The organism is Pseudomonas sp. PvP009, assembly GCF_017832995.1.
Classification (GTDB): domain Bacteria; phylum Pseudomonadota; class Gammaproteobacteria; order Pseudomonadales; family Pseudomonadaceae; genus Aquipseudomonas; species Aquipseudomonas syringae.
Map to the genome: position 1 here is coordinate 5,209,338 of NZ_JAFIBG010000001.1, position 16,143 is coordinate 5,225,480.

Consider the following 16,143-nt stretch of genomic DNA (forward strand, 5'->3'; position numbering starts at 1 on the left):
CACAGCCGTGAGCGGTAAGCATGAGGCTGCGGAGCCAGGCATACAGCCCTCTTGCAGCTTGTAGCTTGCAGCTAAAAGCTGGAGGCCTCCTCCCCCATGTCTCAAGAACGCCGCTTCAGCTTCGAGTTCTTTCCTACCAAGACCGACGCTGGACACGAAAAGCTGCTGACCGTCGCTCGTCAGTTGGCCACGTACAACCCCGATTTTTTCTCCTGCACCTATGGTGCCGGTGGCTCGACCCGCGACCGCACGCTCAATACCGTGCTGCAGCTGGAAAACGAGATCAAAGTCCCTGCTGCGCCGCATTTGTCCTGCGTGGGCGACAGCAAGGACGACCTGCGCAAGCTGTTGGCGCAATACAAGGATGCGGGCATCAAACGCATCGTGGCACTGCGCGGCGACCTGCCTTCCGGCATGGGCATGGCCAGCGGTGAGTTGCGTCACGCCAATGACCTGGTGAGCTTCATTCGCCAGGAAAGCGGCAGCCACTTCCACATCGAAGTCGCCGCCTACCCGGAAATGCATCCGCAGGCGCGCAATTTCGAAGACGACCTCAAGCACTTCGTCAACAAGGCCAACGCCGGCGCCGACAGTGCGATCACGCAGTACTTCTTCAACGCCGACAGCTATTTCAACTTCGTCGAGCGGGTCGAGAAGATGGGCGTCAGCATTCCGATCGTGCCGGGCATCATGCCGATCACCAATTACAGCAAGCTGGCGCGTTTCTCGGATGCCTGCGGTGCGGAAATCCCGCGCTGGATCCGTAAACAGCTGGAAGCCTACGGCGATGACGTGCAAAGCATCCAGGCGTTCGGCGAAGAAGTCATCACGCAGATGTGCGAACGACTGCTGCAAGGCGGCGCCCCCGGTCTGCACTTCTACACGCTGAACCAGGCAGAACCGAGCCTGGCGGTGTGGAACAACCTGCAACTGCCACGCTGAAAACGGCTGTGGCACCGCGATCCAACCGGCAGTTTCCGGGGGATCGCGGCCTCATACACCGTTGGGCAGCAGGAAAGCGGCGTATTGCGCTCGCTCTGTTATACTCCAGCCTTCCCGCCAGGCTTACGCCCGGACGCCCGGTCTTGCAATCGTCATCCGTTCACGCCAACAGCGCAATTTTCATCAAGCGCAGACGTCACGGAATGCACTGAAGACCCGGCAGGACCGGACGGGATCGCGTTGTCTTTACACGCCATTCGCGCCAGGCAAGACATCCCTTGAGCTTAAGCTCCAACAGAACAGGATTACTCATGTCCTTTGCTTCCCTCGGTCTCTCCGAGGCTTTAGTCCGCGCCATCGAGGCAGCGGGCTATACCCAGCCTACCCCCGTGCAACAGCGGGCCATTCCCGCCGTGTTGCAAGGTCGCGACCTGATGGTTGCGGCACAGACCGGTACTGGTAAAACCGGTGGTTTCGCCCTCCCTATTCTGGAGCGGCTGTTTCCCAATGGTGTTCCGGACAAATCCCAGCGTCACGGCCCGCGTCAACCACGCGTTCTGGTCCTGACCCCGACCCGAGAACTGGCCGCACAGGTGCACGAGAGCTTCAAGCTCTATGCCCGCGACCTGAAATTCGTCAGCGCCTGCATCTTCGGCGGCGTCGGCATGAACCCTCAGGTTCAGGCCATGTCCCGTGGTGTGGACGTCCTGGTGGCCTGCCCTGGCCGCCTGCTCGACCTGGCCGGTCAAGGCAGTGTCGACCTGTCCCACGTCGAAATCCTGGTGCTCGATGAAGCAGACCGGATGCTCGACATGGGCTTCGTGCATGACGTCAAGAAGGTCCTCGCGCGGCTGCCGGCCAAGCGTCAGAACCTGCTGTTCTCGGCTACCTTCTCCAATGACATCACGTCGTTGGCCGGCAAGCTGCTGCACAACCCAGAGCGCATCGAAGTCACGCCGCCGAACACTACGGTCGAGCGCATCGAGCAACGGGTTTTCCGCCTGGCAGCCAACCACAAACGTTCGCTGCTGGCGCACCTGATTACCGTCGGTGCCTGGGAACAGGTGCTGGTCTTCACCCGCACTAAGCACGGCGCCAACCGTCTGGCCGAGTACCTGGACAAGCACGGCCTTGCGGCTGTCGCGATCCACGGCAACAAGAGCCAGAACGCCCGGACCAAGGCGCTGGCCGACTTCAAGGCAGGCGATGTACGCATCATGGTCGCGACCGATATCGCCGCACGCGGCCTGGATATCGATCAGTTGCCGCATGTCGTCAACTTCGAGCTGCCCAACGTCGACGAAGACTACGTTCACCGTATCGGTCGTACCGGCCGTGCCGGTCGCTCCGGCGAAGCCATTTCGCTGGTTGCGCCGGACGAAGAGAAGCTGCTCAAAAGCATCGAGCGCATGACCAAGCAGAAGATCGCCGACGGCGACCTGATGGGCTTCGACATCACTGCAGTCGAGGCTGAGAAGCCTGAAGTGCGTGAGCGTCCGGATGTTCGCAACTCGCGTGGCGCACGTCCTGCACGTGGCGATGGCGACAAGAACAACGGTGGTCGTCGCGACAAGGGCAAGGATAAAGGCAAGGAAAAACCTGCTGCTGCCTCCGCCACCGGCGAACGCCCTGCAAGGCAGCCACGCGAAAAAAAACCTCGTGAGGGCACGCCTCGCAGCGAACAGCGTGCATCGCAACCCGCCACACCGCGTCCGGCAGCCGATCGTGCCCCTGACGAGTTCCGTGACGATGAAGTAGACAACTTTGGCAACCGTGCTGACTACGTCAGTCCTTATCAGGGCAAAGGCCAGAACCGTGGTCGTCGCCCTGCTGCAGCGCCTGGCGCAGCCGCACCGGCCGCTGGCGGCGCTGCTCGCCCGGCCAATCCGGGTCGCCCTGCCGGTGGCGCTCGCAACGGCTCGGGCAGTGGCGCGCCAAAGCGCAACGGCTCGGGTTCATCGGCACCCCGCTCGCGTGATGGTCAGCCACGTGGCCGTCGCCCGGCACGTGAAGAGCAACCCTTGCCACGTGAAGGTCAGGAGCCAGTCGCACGCGCACCCCGCGACGGCCAGCCTCAGCCGAAGATCGTGCACAAGGAATCCAAGATCGACCGCTTCCCTTCTGCCGAGCAACTGGACCAGTTGCCAAGCCGTCCACGCGGTGAAAAACCGGCCCTGCTGACCCGCAATCGCGACAGCTGACAGCCACGCAACACTAAAAACGCCCCGACTTGCTCGGGGCGTTTTTGTTTGTTGTATCGATGATCGTCGTGCGAAATGATCGCTCCCGCACTCTGCGTATACGTAAATCTGTTTTTGATTCTGGCCGAAGGCCGTAGGAGCGACCGGGGCGGCGATCCGCATTGTTCGCGAAGGCTTCAGCTCAGACGATGCATTTTCGGTGAATATACAGGCCCTTTCGCGAACAAGCGAAGCGTCGCCCGGTCCGCTCCCACGCCCTGCGGGCAGAAACCTGAAAGCGCCGTCCTCCGAGCTTTTCAGGGCTTGTATATGAAGATAAGCGCTCCGCGCAGTAGCGCAGCCTTGGACGCTCCGCGTTCGATCCTGGGCAGCACCCACAAAAACGCCGACCCAAGGGTCGGCGTTCTGTCGATCAAGCGTGCAATTACTTCTTCTGTACGCCTTCGAAGCTGATGTCCAGATCCAGCGTCTGCGACGTCGGGCCTGGGCCTTTGATGCCGAAGTCGTTCAGGTTCAGCGTCGAAGTACCGTTGAAGCCGGCACGGTAGCCGCCCCATGGATCCTTGCCTTCGCCGTTGAAGGTTGCCTTGATGACGATTGGCTTGGTCACGCCGTGCAGGGTCAGGTCGCCAGTGACGTCAGCCGTTTTCTCGCCAGTCGATTTGACTGCGGTGGAAACGAATTTGGCCTCAGGGTATTTGGCAACGTCCAAGAAGTCTTTGCTGGAGATGTGTTTGTCGCGCTCAGCGTGGTTGGTGAACAGGCTGGCGGTTTTCAGATCGACGTTGATTTTACTGGCTTCAGGCTTGGCAGCATCGAAGCTGAACGTGCCGTCCCAGTCCTTGAAGGTACCGTGGATGAAGCTATAACCCAGGTGGCTGATCTTGAAGTCAACGAATGCGTGTTGACCTTCCTTGTCGATAACGTAGTCGGCAGCCATGGCCTGGCCAGCAGACAACAATGCGGTACCCAGAGCCAGAGCGGCGAGAGACTTCTTCAACATGCGTTTATTCCCGTTTTGGTTGAACAATCAATTACGACCCAGCATACGCTTGAGGGTCACATCGCGATCGATGAAGTGGTGTTTCAATGCAGCAAGACCATGGAGCCCCGCGAATATCACGATGACCCAGGCCAGATACAGGTGAATCCAGCCAGCCGTTTCTGCCTGATCAGGAAGGCCCGAAACCAGCGCGGGCACATCGAACAGGCCGAATATCGGAATCCCCACGCCATCGGCGGTGGAAATGAGATACCCGGCGAACATCACGGCAAACAGTGCGACGTACAAAAACAGATGGCCGAATGCGGCACCGATGCGCGTCAACTTACTGTAGCTGGTCAACGGCGGCGGTGGCGGACTGAGCAGACGCCAGACCACGCGGATCAACATGACCGCAAACAACGTGATGCCGATGCTCTTGTGCAGATCAGGACCCGCCTTGCGCCACGTATCGTAGTAATCCAGCCCAACCATCCACAGCCCCAGCGCAAACATTCCAAACACGACAGCTGCCACACCCCAGTGCAGCACTATGCTGACCAGACCGTAGCGAGAGGATGAATTACGTAGCTGCATTACCAGTACCTTGTCAGAAGTGTTACCAGACTAGCTTTTTATCTATCGAATGAAAGCGCAAAATTTCGCTCGGACGCATCGAACAATACGATAGGTCTGGTGGGCAGTTCGTACCTCGATTCTGTTGCTTCCCTCAACACCTGAACCTCTGTTCAGCGGTGTCAGGCTGTCCGCGCTGCAGCAGCATCCCGATAATTTGCCGTCAGTAACACTTTGCAATGACCATCGGCCTTTCGATACCGATGAACGGCACGATCAGGCCCGACAAGGGCTACCCACAGGGATAGAACGAATCGAGCGCGCATAAAAAAAGGGATGCGGTATGAACCGCATCCCTTTCAGTCAGCCATCGGACGGTCAGTTATTGGCGTCTGCAGGCGCTGCTTCAGCAGGGGCCTTGGCTGGCGCCGGTTTGCTCTGAGCCTTTTTCGCGGCCTCTTTTTTGGCCGCTTCCTTCTTCGCAGCCTCTTTTTTAGCCGCTTCTTTCCTGGCCGCTTCCTTGCTTTGCACTTTCTTCGCAGGCTCAGCCTTGGTCGCTGGTTTCTTCGCTGGCTCGGCTTTTACCGGCGGTTTGGCAGGCTGGACAACCGGCGCAACCACGGGTGCCGGAGGGGCAGCCGGTGCAGGCGCTGGAGCAGGCTCTACAGCTTTCTCTACCGGAGCAGGTGCCGGGGCCGGTTCTTCACCGCCACCGAACATGCGCGAGAAGAAACCTGGCTTGCCAGCCTGCGGCTTGGCAGGTTCAGCCGGTTTGTCGGAGGAACCGCCGAACAGGTTGCTGAAGAAATTGCCATCGGACTTCTGCGAAGCAGGGGCCGGTGCTTTCGGCGGTGCAACCTTGACCGGCTCGAACGACTTGCCAGCGGCCAGATCCTGCACCTGACCGGCTGCACGCTGACCGCTGCGCAGGGCGCCTTCCAGAGTGCCGGGGTACAAGGTGTCGGTGTGCTCGCCAGCAAAGGCTACGCGCAGGATCGGCCGTTCCCACAAGCGCCAGTATTTGCTGATCTGGCCGGGACCGAACGCCAGGTAAGAACCGCCGGTGGAAGGATCGACGCTGTAACGGCGGATTTCATAGCCGGTGTAGGCGCCGCGTGCCTCAGGGTAGAACGCATGCAGACGGATCAGCACCTGATCGACCATCTGCTTGTCACCGAAGGCCTGCATGATGCGTGCGTTGTCGCCAGACAGGTTGATCACCACGTTGGCGCCACCTTTAAGCGCCGGCTCTACCCACAACATGCCCAGACCGGTGTTACTGAACACTTCACCGGACATGCGCGCCTTGCTGTCCCAGACCGGAGTCTTGAACTTGAGCATGATCTGGTCGCGCCAGCCGTAGTTGGTACTCTTGATCGCGCCCATGTGCTGCGCATCCAGTGCAGGCGTCATCTGGATCTTGCCCAGCGAACGCAACGGCACGGCCATCACTACATAGTCTGCTGTATAGCTGGTGGCGCCAGCCTTGACCGTGACCTTGTCCTTCTCTTGAATGACTGCCGTCACCGGCGAGTTGGTCTTGACGGTCTTGAGTTGCTTGACGAACGCCTGGGTCAGCACCGCACTGCCACCGGGCAGGCGTGCAGCACGCAAGTCACGCTCGTCGACCGAACGATAAACCCGCGATTGCTGGGCGAGGTACAGCAGCGACAGGCGCGAAGGCTCGTCGTAGCGGGTACGGATCTGCTGGTTGATCAACTGACGCGCCGTGACAGGCAGGTTCAGGCGGTCCAGCCAGTTGGCGACGTTGATCTGGTCGAGCGCAAACAGCGTGCTGTTGGACGCCGGGTTTTCCGGGTCGTCGACCGAACGCGCGAGGTTATCCAGCGTGTCGTTGTAGCGTTTGATGGCTTCGGCGGTCGCCGGCTGTTTGGCGGCCAGGTCAGCTTGGGTGAAGTACACACCGTCGATCAGGTAACTGGGCGTGCGCACGAATTCAGGCGCGGGCACGGTAGACAGCTTGAAGCTGTCCAGGTAGCGGTTCAGCACAGGCTGAGCCTTGGTGTTGCCGATCCACTCGCTGGTCGCCAGACCGGAGCGGCCACCCAGGCTCGGCTTGGCTTCCAGCACCGTCACCTGCCAGCCTTTGGCCTGCAGTTCATAGGCGGCAGTCAAACCTGCCAGACCACCACCGACGACAATGGCGGTTCGTTGTTTTTCATCGGCGAGCGTCGAAACGCTGACCAACCCTGCCACTATCAGCGCACACGCGCGCAGCCAACCAGAAAGCATTCGGCGAACTCCAGAAAACATAGGGAAGATAGGGCAAGTCAGCCCGACACATCGACTCGCTGCGCAGGATACGCGAGCCATCAAATAGCCGCCAGCAATGTCCATCGACCGTTAAAACTGCATCAAAGGTTGTTCCGCAGGCGGGCATTGCATAGGCTTGCGCGATTGTTCGTCCTCGCATCAGGCGAGTCGCTACCCGGAGATTGAAAATGGGCCTCAATGACCAGTGGATGCAACGTGACCTGAAGGTCCTGTGGCACCCCTGCACCCAGATGAAAGACCACGAAAATCTGCCGTTGATACCGATCAAGCGTGGTGAAGGCGTATGGCTTGAAGACTTCGAGGGCAAGCGTTATCTGGACGCTGTCAGCTCCTGGTGGGTCAACGTTTTCGGACACGCCAACCCGCGCATCAATCAGCGAATCAAGGATCAGGTCGACCAGCTGGAGCACGTGATCCTCGCAGGTTTCAGCCATCAGCCGGTGATCGAGCTGTCCGAGCGGCTGGTCAAACTCACGCCTGACGGCCTGACCCGCTGCTTCTACGCCGATAACGGCTCTTCGTGCATCGAAGTTGCACTGAAAATGAGCTTTCACTACTGGCTCAATCGCGGCCAGCCGGACAAGAAACGCTTCGTCACCCTGACCAACAGCTACCACGGCGAGACCATGGCGGCGATGTCGGTCGGTGACGTGCCGCTGTTCACCGAAACCTACAAGGCGCTGCTGCTCGACACCATCAAGGTGCCGAGCCCCGATTGCTACCACCGCCCGGACGGCATGAGCTGGGAAGAGCATTCGCGCAACATGTTCGCCGCCATGGAGCAGACCCTCGCCGAACACCACGCCAGCGTTGCGGCAGTGATCGTCGAACCGCTGATCCAGGGTGCAGGTGGCATGCGCATGTATCACCCGATCTACCTCAAGCTGCTGCGCGACGCCTGCGACCGCTATGGCGTGCACCTGATCCACGATGAAATCGCTGTCGGTTTCGGCCGTACCGGGACCATGTTCGCCTGCGAACAGGCCGGCATTCGTCCGGACTTCCTGTGCCTGTCCAAAGCGTTGACCGGTGGCTACCTGCCGCTGGCCGCCTGCCTGACCACCGATGATGTGTACGACGCGTTCTACGACGACTACCCGACCCTGCGTGCGTTCCTGCACTCGCACAGTTACACCGGCAACCCGCTGGCCTGTGCGGCGGCGCTGGCGACCCTGGATATCTTCGAGCAGGACAACGTCATCGAAAACAACAAGGCTTTGGCGCAACGCATGGCGACGGCCACTGCGCATCTGGTCGATCACCCGCATGTCGCGGAAGTGCGTCAGACCGGCATGGCCATCGCCATCGAAATGGTTCAGGACAAGGCCACCAAGACCGCCTACCCGTGGCAGGAACGCCGCGGCATGAAAGTCTTCCAGCACGCGCTGGAACGTGGCGCACTGCTGCGGCCGCTGGGCAGTGTGGTGTATTTCCTGCCGCCGTATGTGATTACGCCGGAGCAGATCGACTTCCTCGCCGAGGTGGCCAGCGAAGGTATTGATATCGCGACACGCAGCAGTGTCAGTGTTGCCGTGCGCGAGAACTTTCATCCGGATTTCAGGGATCCGGGTTAAGGCTGGAAATTGCGGCGTCATGACTGACGCCTTCGCGGACAAGTCCGCTCCTACAGGGGCCTGGCTGCACATGCGGGAGCGAGCCGGGTGACGGCGTCATCACAAAACGAACACTGGAACCGAGACACACCATGAGACTGTCCCGCTTTTTTACTGAAACGCCGCTGAGTCTGGGCGAGCATGAACTGCCTGAGGCCCAGGCGCATTACATCAGCCGCGTGCTGCGCATGACCGAAGGTGACGCGCTGCAACTGTTCGACGGTTCGGGTCAGGAATTTCGCGGCACCTTGCTGGAAGTCGGCAAGAAGCGCGTGCATGTGCAGCTCACTGAAAGCTTCGCGGGCCAGGTAGAGTCAGGCCTGCGTATTCATCTCGGTCAAGGCCTGTCGCGGGGCGAGCGGATGGACTGGGCCATTCAAAAGGCCACCGAACTGGGCGTCAGCGAAATCACGCCGATTGTCAGCGAACGCTGCGAGGTGCGCCTGAAAGACGAACGCGCCGAGAAGCGTCAGGCGCACTGGCAGCAGATCGCGATCAGCGCCTGCGAGCAATGTGGCCGCTCCGTGGTACCGGTGATTCATGCGCCGATGCCGCTGGCCGAGTGGATCAAGCACACCGAGGCCGACCTGAAACTGGTCCTGCACCCGGTGGCCGAACCCCTGACCAGCCATGACAAGCCCGCCAGCCTGGCCTTTCTGATTGGTCCGGAAGGCGGTCTGAACGATGCGGAAGTCGCCCAGGCGCAAGACGCCGGCTTCCACGCCGCGCGCCTCGGCCCACGCGTGCTGCGCACTGAAACCGCTCCCGTTGTCGCGCTCAGCGTGGCGCAGCAGTTGTGGGGCGATTTCTGATCGCTGATGATGGTCCCCACGCTCATGCGCTCATCGTTATACACAAGTCCTGATGGGCTTCTGCCCGGAGGGCGTAGGAGCGAACTTGTTCGCGAAGACAGTTGTTCAGGCGATGCATTTTCGACGAATATACTGGCCCTTTCGCGAACAATGCGGATCGCCGCACCGGTCGCTCCTACGGCCTTCGGCCAGAATCAGAAGCAGACTTACGTATAACGCAGAACGCTGGAGCGTGGTAACGGGTGTCAGGTCTCGACCGCCCCTCCTCACAGCACATAAAAACAAATCGCCACGAAGTGCATCAAACTGCCGCCGATGACGAACAGGTGCCAGATGCCGTGAAAGTGGCGGATCTGGTCGTAGGCGAAGAACAGGATGCCGACGGTGTACAGCACGCCGCCTCCGGCCAGCCAGATGAAACCCGATACACCGAGCGCAGCCAGCAGTGGCTTGACGGCCACCAGCACGATCCAGCCCATCACCGCATAGATCACGATGGACATGATGCGCGCTTCGGAGCGCGGTTTTATCTCTTGCAGGATGCCGATCAGCGCCAGCCCCCAGACAATTCCGAACAGGGTCCAGCCCCACGCGCCGCGTAATGTCACCAGACAAAACGGGGTGTAGCTGCCGGCAATCATCAGGTAGATCGAAAAATGATCGACCTTCTGCATGATCGATTTCGAGCGTCCCTTGACGCTGTGGTAGACCGTCGAGACGCTGTACAGCGTCACCAGACACACTCCATAAATGGCCATGCTGACCACTTTCCAGACATCACCATGCAGACACGCCATGACCAATAACCAGATCGCACCGACGGCCGCCAGTACGGCGCCAACCAGGTGCGACCAGGCGTTGAATTTTTCTCCGTAGTACATCCGCTCAATACCCCTCTCAATGGCGAAAACACTGGAAACAGAGACTCCGGGTTATTGAAACAAACCGCAACACCCGTGTCAGTGACGGATATTTTAAGCAGCTATCGACGTATGAGTTGTGCACAATCAGTGCACCTCAACCATAAGCGCCACGACATGCAGATCGATGACGAACTGACGCTCAAGAAACTGGAAATATTCCTGGCCTTCATGCGCACCGGCAATCTGGCGCGGGCGGCGGAGGAGTTGCAGACCAGTAACGTCAGCGTACACCGCGCCATTCACTCGCTGGAAAGCGCGCTGCGTTGCCCGTTGTTCAAACATGAGGGACGCAACCTGACGCCGCTCGAAAGCGCGTATGTGCTGGAAGAACGTGCACAGAAACTGGTCCAGGATGTGCTCGCCACGGTAGAGCTGACCCGTCAGGCGGCAGGCTTCTCAGCGGCGCGGTTTCGCCTGGGGGCGTTGTATTCGCTGACGGTCAAGACGGTGCCGCAGTTGATCATGGGCCTGAAGATCCGCCGCAGCGAGCTGAATATCGACCTGATTCTGGGCTCGAACATGGACCTGCTCTACAAGCTCAAGAACATGGAAGTCGATGCGATGCTGGTGTCGCTGGATGAAAGCACCCATGACCCGGACTGCGAGCATCTGGCGCTGTTTTCCGATGACATCTTTCTCGCCGTCCCCACCGACTCACCGTTCGCCGAACACCCTGAAGTGGACCTGGGCGACCTGCGCGAAGCGACGTTCATCACCCTGACCCAAGGCTTCGCCACGCACCGCGACGGGATCCGGGTGTTCCAGCAGGCCGGTTTCGAGCCCAAGGTGGCGATGCAGGTCAATGACATCTTCACCCTGCTTAGCATGGTCAGCTCCGGCGTCGGCTACGCACTGCTGCCGGGGAGAATCGCCGCGGTCTATGAGAACCGCGTGCGCCTGATCCCGTTGCAGAGCCGCTACCGGATGCAGCAACACATCGGCATTGTTTTTCTCAAGTCCAAACAGCGCGATCCCAACCTGCTCGCGCTGTTGGCCGAGTGCCGGATGTACACCAACCGGCTGCTGGAACAGACGACCTGACCTAGCCGACGATGGCGCGCACGATGAAGTACAGCACCGATGGCCCGAGCAGACAGCCCAGACCGGTGTGGAACGTAGCGGTCAGCGCGCCATAGGGCACCAGACGCCGGTCGGTTGCCGCCAGCCCTGCGGTAACGCCGCTGACAGTACCCGCCAGACCGCCGAAAACCATCGCCGAGCGCGGATTGTCCAGCCCCATCCAGCGCGCCGCCATGGGCGTGCCGACCATCACCAGAATTGCCTTGATCAGGCCGGTGGCAATCGACAGCGCCATCACATCGGAGGTGGCGCCCAGCGCAGCACCGGTCACCGGGCCGACAATGTAGGTCACCGCCCCGGCACCGATGGTAGTCATGCTTATCGCGTCCCGATAACCGAATACCCAGGCAATGCTCGCGCCGACGATAAACGGCAGAATCGTGCCCAACAGCAAGGCAATCACACCGATCAGTCCGGCCTTGCGCGCTTCGGTGGCTTGCACTTCGAAAGCAGTGGCAACGATGGCAAAGTCACGCAGCATCGCCCCGCCCATCAGGCCTATGCCCGAGAACAGCGTGATATCCGCCAGCCCTTTCTGGCCGCCGGTCAAGGTGCCGCCGACCCAGGCCAGAATCAGCCCGATGACAATCGCAATGGCCGAACCATGCACCCGGCCAAACGTCAGGCGTCTGGAAAGCACCACCGAGACCCACATGATGATGCCGACGAAAGCGAAAGCGGTGATCAGGCCGTTGTGTTCAAGTCCCTTCTCGATGAGGTCCCACATATCAGCGACCTCCGGCCGGGGCGATTTCAGGCGTCAGCAGCGGCTCTTCCTTGGGTAACGGCTCACCGCGATTGGTGCGGCTGATCACTGCGATGGTGCAGGCACACAGCACCACCGAACCCACAGCGGCCAGTACCGCCACCGGCCCGCCCTTGAGCGCGGTGACAACGTTTTGTTGTGCGGCCATCGCCACGACGACCGGAATGTATAGCGCGCCCCAGAAACCCACGCCCATTTCGCAGTCCTTGGTCATACCGCCGTGTTTCTGCATCCACAGACGTGCGCAGATCAACAGGATCATGGCGATCCCGACCCCGCCCACATTGGATTTCACGCCCAGCAGAACGCCGAGCATGTCGCCGAGAATCACGCCCGCAAGCGTGCAGATGGCCAGTAGTGCAACACCGTAGATAATCATTGTTGTTATTCCTCTGTTTGCATTGCTGAAGTTGTTGTTTTTGTCCTTCGTAGCAGCTGCACGGCGGCTCTATGGAGTGCGGCGACCCTCCTCGTGCGACAGCGCGACCAGGCTGTCCAGACGCGCAGCCTGAAAAGCCAGCGCCGTGCCTTGCTGGAATACCTTGCGCGCCAGCCCGGTCAGCACACTGCCGGGCGGCAATTCGATGTGCAGGCGCACGCCTCGCTCCCAGGCGGTTTCCACGGTGCTGCGCCAGTCGATGACCCGGCACATGTTGAACGCCAGGTCGTCACGCAGCTTCTCGGCATTCAACACAGGTCGCGCCGTGCTGCCGCTGAGGTAACGTATCGCGGGTGCCTGCAGCGCAACGCTCGAAAAGGCCTCGGCCAGTTGCTGCGCGGGAGCGTCCAGCAAGGCGCAATGTGACGGCACGCTGACCGCAAGACGCTTGACCGCTGCCGCGCCGGCGGCCTTGGCCAGTTGACCGACCTGCTGCATCGCCTCGGCACTGCCGGAGATCACCATCTGGTTGTCGGCGTTGATATTGGCGAGAAATACCGGCGCCTTCGCGCTGTGTACCTGCGCGATCAGCGCTTCTAGCTGCGTCTGGTCCAGACCGATGAGCGCGGTCATGCCGTAACCCTGCGGCCAGGCGCTTTGCATCAGCTCGCCACGCAGCGCGACCAGGCGCACGGCGTCGTCAAAGGCCAGCGCACCCGAAATCACTGCTGCCGGATAAGCGCCGATGGACAGCCCTGCCAGGTAGTCCGGCACACAATCACGCGCCTTCAGCACGCGCGCGCATGCGACGCCAGCGATCAGCAGGCAAAGCTGAACGGCACGGGTGGCTTGCAGTGCCTCGGCGGTGTCCAGCGCAAGCACGTCTTCGCCCAGCGCATCGGCGGCTTCCTGCAGGCAGTCGCGCACCGCAGCCTCGTCCGGTAACTGATGCAGCATGCCGGCCTGTTGCGCGCCCTGGCCGGGAAATACCCACAGGCTGCTCATGCGCACACCTGACCCAGGTGCCATGGGTCTGCAACCAGCCGCGCGCCGGTGGCGGTCTTGAGCAGCACGCGCCCCGATGGCCGTGCCCACTCACGCAGCGCCACGGCACCCTGTTCGAGTTGCAGCTGGACGTCGACCCGACAGACCGAGGTTTCCAGCGCCTCGACCAGCTCGGCGGCACAGCGGCGATTCAGGCGCACAGGGGTGCGCAGAATCAGATCCAGATCGCTGTCCTGATGCAACGCTGCAATACCGCTGGCCAGCTCGAATCCGGCACTGCCGCCGACGCCCCAGTCCAGCTCCAGCGCCTCCATGACTGGACGGATCTGGCGCAAAGCATGCAACGCCGGCCAATGCTGATGGCGCTCGGTCGGGGCGTCGATCAACTGCTCGGGCATGACCCTTCGGCAGACATCGGCCAATGGCATGCTCGCGGCATAGCGCTGCTCCCGACCACGACCGCGCAAGCCCACGGCCACCTGACCGACGGGCATTGCCTGACGCCGGACCACCACCGGGTGCCCTGCAAGCACGGCGTCGACCGCCCATTTGGGCGCATCATCCGGCAACGCAGTCAGCGGCATGCCCCACAACAAATCATGGGGCCGCACTGCACCAGTGTTGCTGATCACCATTGCGCGCGCAGCAACTGGCGCACATTGGTCGACGCCGCACGGTTGCTCGCGCCCAGGCGGCTGCTCAGATCGACGCCACGGGCCTGCACGTCCTTGATCGCCCTGCTCAGCACATCGAGCACCTGGGTGAGATCATCCGCAGCGGGCTGTTCGATCTGGCTGACCGCCAGGGTTTCCCAGAGCAGACCGAGACTGGCGTAGCTGTCGATGTCGTAAGCCATCGGCGGGATGCTGGCGGCGAGCTTTTCCAGATCCTCGACGCTGCGCAGGGTTACGCGGGCTGCCGAGGCTTTGCCCATCGCATGCACCATCACGCCGGGATCACGCAGCGCGATCAATCGATTGGCTTGATAGCCGTGGGCCAGGAATGCGCCGGACATCGCTTTGCCGACCAGCAGGCCGATCACCGGGTGCCCGGCCAGACGTGCTCGCGCGTAACTGTCCACGGCACCGGCCAATGCCTGATGGATACCGAGCGCTTCCTCGCGACGCCCGTAGGCCTGGCTCGGTACGTCAACGATGGCAATCAGCGCGCGCTTTGCGGCGCGGTCACGATCCTGCTCGATGGCCTCGTCCACCGCCTTGGCCAGGCCCCAGCCTTCCAGCAGACCGACTTCACCCTGACGCGCCCGGGGAAAGCGGTTGTCGGTATCGGCAATCACCGCAACGAAACGCACCGCCTGCTCGCCGAGAAAACCGTCGGCTACCTTGAGTGAGGCAGGCAGACCAGCAACTTCACGGGCGCCTGCACTCAAGGCGTTGAACCAGTTCAAACCCCGCTGTGAAAGACTCATGACCGGGCTCCTTGGTAGAGGGTGCGCACACTTTGCGGATCGATTTGCGGCTCAGTGTCGAGGCTGGCCAGGCGTTGCAGGAACAGTGGGTACTGACTGCTGCGATGCGTGTCGGGCATACCCTGCTTTAGCCAGCCGCTGACCTGCTGGCGGACATCGGCGACATCATCGGCAGCAAAACCATCCACCAGAGCGCTGGCAAAGCGTTGCTCGCCACCGGTCAGGCTCCAGATGAACGGACGGTCGCGGGAGTCGTATTCTTCGATGCCGGCTTCCTGCTCGATCACCTGCGGACCGTTCAGGCCCAGACGCGCTTCCTGAGTCACCAGCAGGTAACTGCAAAGCCCTGCGGCGATGGACATCCCGCCAAAGCAGCCGACGCTGCCGGCCACCACGCCAATCACTGGCTGGTACTGACGCAGGTCGACTATCGCGGCATGAATCTCGGCAATCGCCGCCAGGCCCAGATTGGCTTCCTGCAAACGCACGCCACCGGTTTCCAGCAGCACGATCGCGGCGGTGGGAATGCCGTTGCGGTTGTCTTCGGCGGCCAGCTCCAGCGCGCCGGCCATCTTTGCGCCGCCGACTTCGCCCATGCTGCCGCCCTGAAAAGAACCTTCGATGGCGGCGATAACCACTGGCCGACCATCGACAGTGCCTTTGGCGACCACCACGCCATCATCCGCCTGAGGCACCACGCCCTGCATGGCCAGCCATGGCGACATGACCCGATCGAACGGACCGAGCAATTCGCGGAAGCTGCCAGCATCCAGCAAGGCGCGGGCGCGCGCTCGGGCACCCAGCTCGATGAAACTGTGCTGATTCAGCAAACGTGCGTTATCAGTCATGACCGATCTCCTCGAAGCCTTGCTCCAGGCGCAAACGCACGACGCCGGGCGTCGCGCCGAAGTCATGAATATCGATGCTCAGCGCTGGCGGGGTCTGACCCTCGAACATGCGCTCGAACAGGTGTTGCCAGCGCAACGAGGCGCCGTTGACCGACGTCACCACCTGAATCGCCAAGGTGCCCGGTTTACCGGGTTCCAACAGCACCTCAAGATCACCGGAGCCCACCACACCCACCAGCGCACGGCCCTTGGGCGGCTGTCCGGCAGGAAATTCAAAAGACAGGGTTTCCAT

Annotated in this window: 16 protein-coding genes; 5 read left to right on the forward strand and 11 right to left on the reverse strand. The window is 61.2% G+C overall.

From position 1 onward, the window contains the following. Positions 1-96 precede the first annotated feature (96 nt). Both metF and JOE29_RS22340 read left to right on the forward strand, forming a co-directional pair. Positions 97-942, forward strand: coding sequence for a methylenetetrahydrofolate reductase [NAD(P)H] (gene metF / locus JOE29_RS22335; protein WP_024665827.1), 846 nt, complete (start codon positions 97-99; stop codon positions 940-942). A 311-nt stretch (positions 943-1,253) separates the two neighbouring features. Continuing rightward, a complete protein-coding gene (locus JOE29_RS22340) occupies positions 1,254-3,143 on the forward strand; it encodes a DEAD/DEAH box helicase (protein WP_003316710.1) in 1,890 nt (629 codons plus the stop codon). Between the two features lie 424 nt (positions 3,144-3,567). Here JOE29_RS22340 and JOE29_RS22345 read toward each other — a convergent pair whose 3' ends face one another. The 3 genes from JOE29_RS22345 to JOE29_RS22355 all read right to left on the reverse strand — a co-directional run bounded on the left by JOE29_RS22345 (position 3,568) and on the right by JOE29_RS22355 (position 6,954). Then, positions 3,568-4,146, reverse strand: coding sequence for a YceI family protein (locus tag JOE29_RS22345; protein ID WP_003346342.1), 579 nt, complete (start codon positions 4,144-4,146; stop codon positions 3,568-3,570). A gap of 27 nt (positions 4,147-4,173) precedes the next feature. Further along, positions 4,174-4,722, reverse strand: coding sequence for a cytochrome b (locus JOE29_RS22350; protein WP_003316708.1), 549 nt, complete (start codon positions 4,720-4,722; stop codon positions 4,174-4,176). Between the two features lie 357 nt (positions 4,723-5,079). Then, positions 5,080-6,954: a flavin monoamine oxidase family protein gene (locus tag JOE29_RS22355; protein ID WP_057407086.1), complete on the reverse strand. Its 1,875-nt coding sequence runs from the start codon at positions 6,952-6,954 to the stop codon at positions 5,080-5,082. 209 nt (positions 6,955-7,163) lie between these two features. Between JOE29_RS22355 and JOE29_RS22360 the strand changes: the two genes are divergently transcribed. Next, the gene (locus JOE29_RS22360) at positions 7,164-8,570 is read left to right on the forward strand and encodes an adenosylmethionine--8-amino-7-oxononanoate transaminase (RefSeq protein ID WP_003402943.1); all 1,407 of its coding nucleotides are present in this window, start codon (positions 7,164-7,166) and stop codon (positions 8,568-8,570) included. 131 nt (positions 8,571-8,701) lie between these two features. Next, the gene (locus JOE29_RS22365; RefSeq protein ID WP_003346339.1) at positions 8,702-9,421 is read left to right on the forward strand and encodes a 16S rRNA (uracil(1498)-N(3))-methyltransferase; all 720 of its coding nucleotides are present in this window, start codon (positions 8,702-8,704) and stop codon (positions 9,419-9,421) included. Positions 9,422-9,687: 266 nt separating this feature from the next. Here the strand turns inward: JOE29_RS22365 and JOE29_RS22370 are convergent, their stop codons facing one another. Continuing rightward, a complete protein-coding gene (locus JOE29_RS22370) occupies positions 9,688-10,302 on the reverse strand; it encodes a hemolysin III family protein (protein ID WP_003414317.1) in 615 nt (204 codons plus the stop codon). A gap of 156 nt (positions 10,303-10,458) precedes the next feature. Here JOE29_RS22370 and JOE29_RS22375 point away from each other — a divergent pair, with 156 nt between their 5' ends. After that, on the forward strand, positions 10,459-11,385 hold the full coding sequence (locus JOE29_RS22375; protein WP_024649800.1) for a LysR substrate-binding domain-containing protein: 927 nt from the start codon (positions 10,459-10,461) through the stop codon (positions 11,383-11,385). Between the two features lies 1 nt (position 11,386). On the opposite strand, the gene madM is transcribed toward JOE29_RS22375, so the two are convergent. From madM to JOE29_RS22410, 7 genes are all read right to left on the reverse strand, one after another. Then, entirely contained in the window at positions 11,387-12,151 is a 765-nt protein-coding gene (gene madM, locus JOE29_RS22380; RefSeq protein WP_003316700.1) for a malonate transporter subunit MadM, read from the reverse strand. 1 nt (position 12,152) lies between these two features. Next, positions 12,153-12,569 carry a malonate transporter subunit MadL gene (madL, locus tag JOE29_RS22385; RefSeq protein WP_003316699.1) on the reverse strand — a complete coding sequence of 139 codons (417 nt, stop codon included), beginning with the start codon at positions 12,567-12,569 and terminating at the stop codon, positions 12,153-12,155. Positions 12,570-12,638: 69 nt separating this feature from the next. Further along, complete coding sequence (gene mdcH, locus JOE29_RS22390) at positions 12,639-13,574, reverse strand: malonate decarboxylase subunit epsilon (RefSeq protein WP_210079873.1); 936 nt, start codon at positions 13,572-13,574, stop codon at positions 12,639-12,641. After that, positions 13,571-14,209: a malonate decarboxylase holo-ACP synthase gene (locus JOE29_RS22395; protein WP_044312600.1), complete on the reverse strand. Its 639-nt coding sequence runs from the start codon at positions 14,207-14,209 to the stop codon at positions 13,571-13,573. Before JOE29_RS22395 ends, mdcH begins: the two co-directional genes overlap by 4 nt. Further along, a complete protein-coding gene (mdcE, locus tag JOE29_RS22400) occupies positions 14,203-15,003 on the reverse strand; it encodes a biotin-independent malonate decarboxylase subunit gamma (RefSeq protein ID WP_044312601.1) in 801 nt (266 codons plus the stop codon). Before mdcE ends, JOE29_RS22395 begins: the two co-directional genes overlap by 7 nt. Then, positions 15,000-15,851 (reverse strand): biotin-independent malonate decarboxylase subunit beta, encoded by an 852-nt coding sequence (locus JOE29_RS22405; RefSeq protein WP_032663025.1) that lies wholly within the window; start codon positions 15,849-15,851, stop codon positions 15,000-15,002. The genes mdcE and JOE29_RS22405 overlap by 4 nt, the downstream gene beginning before the upstream one ends. Beyond that, positions 15,844-16,143 (reverse strand): malonate decarboxylase subunit delta, encoded by a 300-nt coding sequence (locus tag JOE29_RS22410; protein WP_024662408.1) that lies wholly within the window; start codon positions 16,141-16,143, stop codon positions 15,844-15,846. Before JOE29_RS22410 ends, JOE29_RS22405 begins: the two co-directional genes overlap by 8 nt.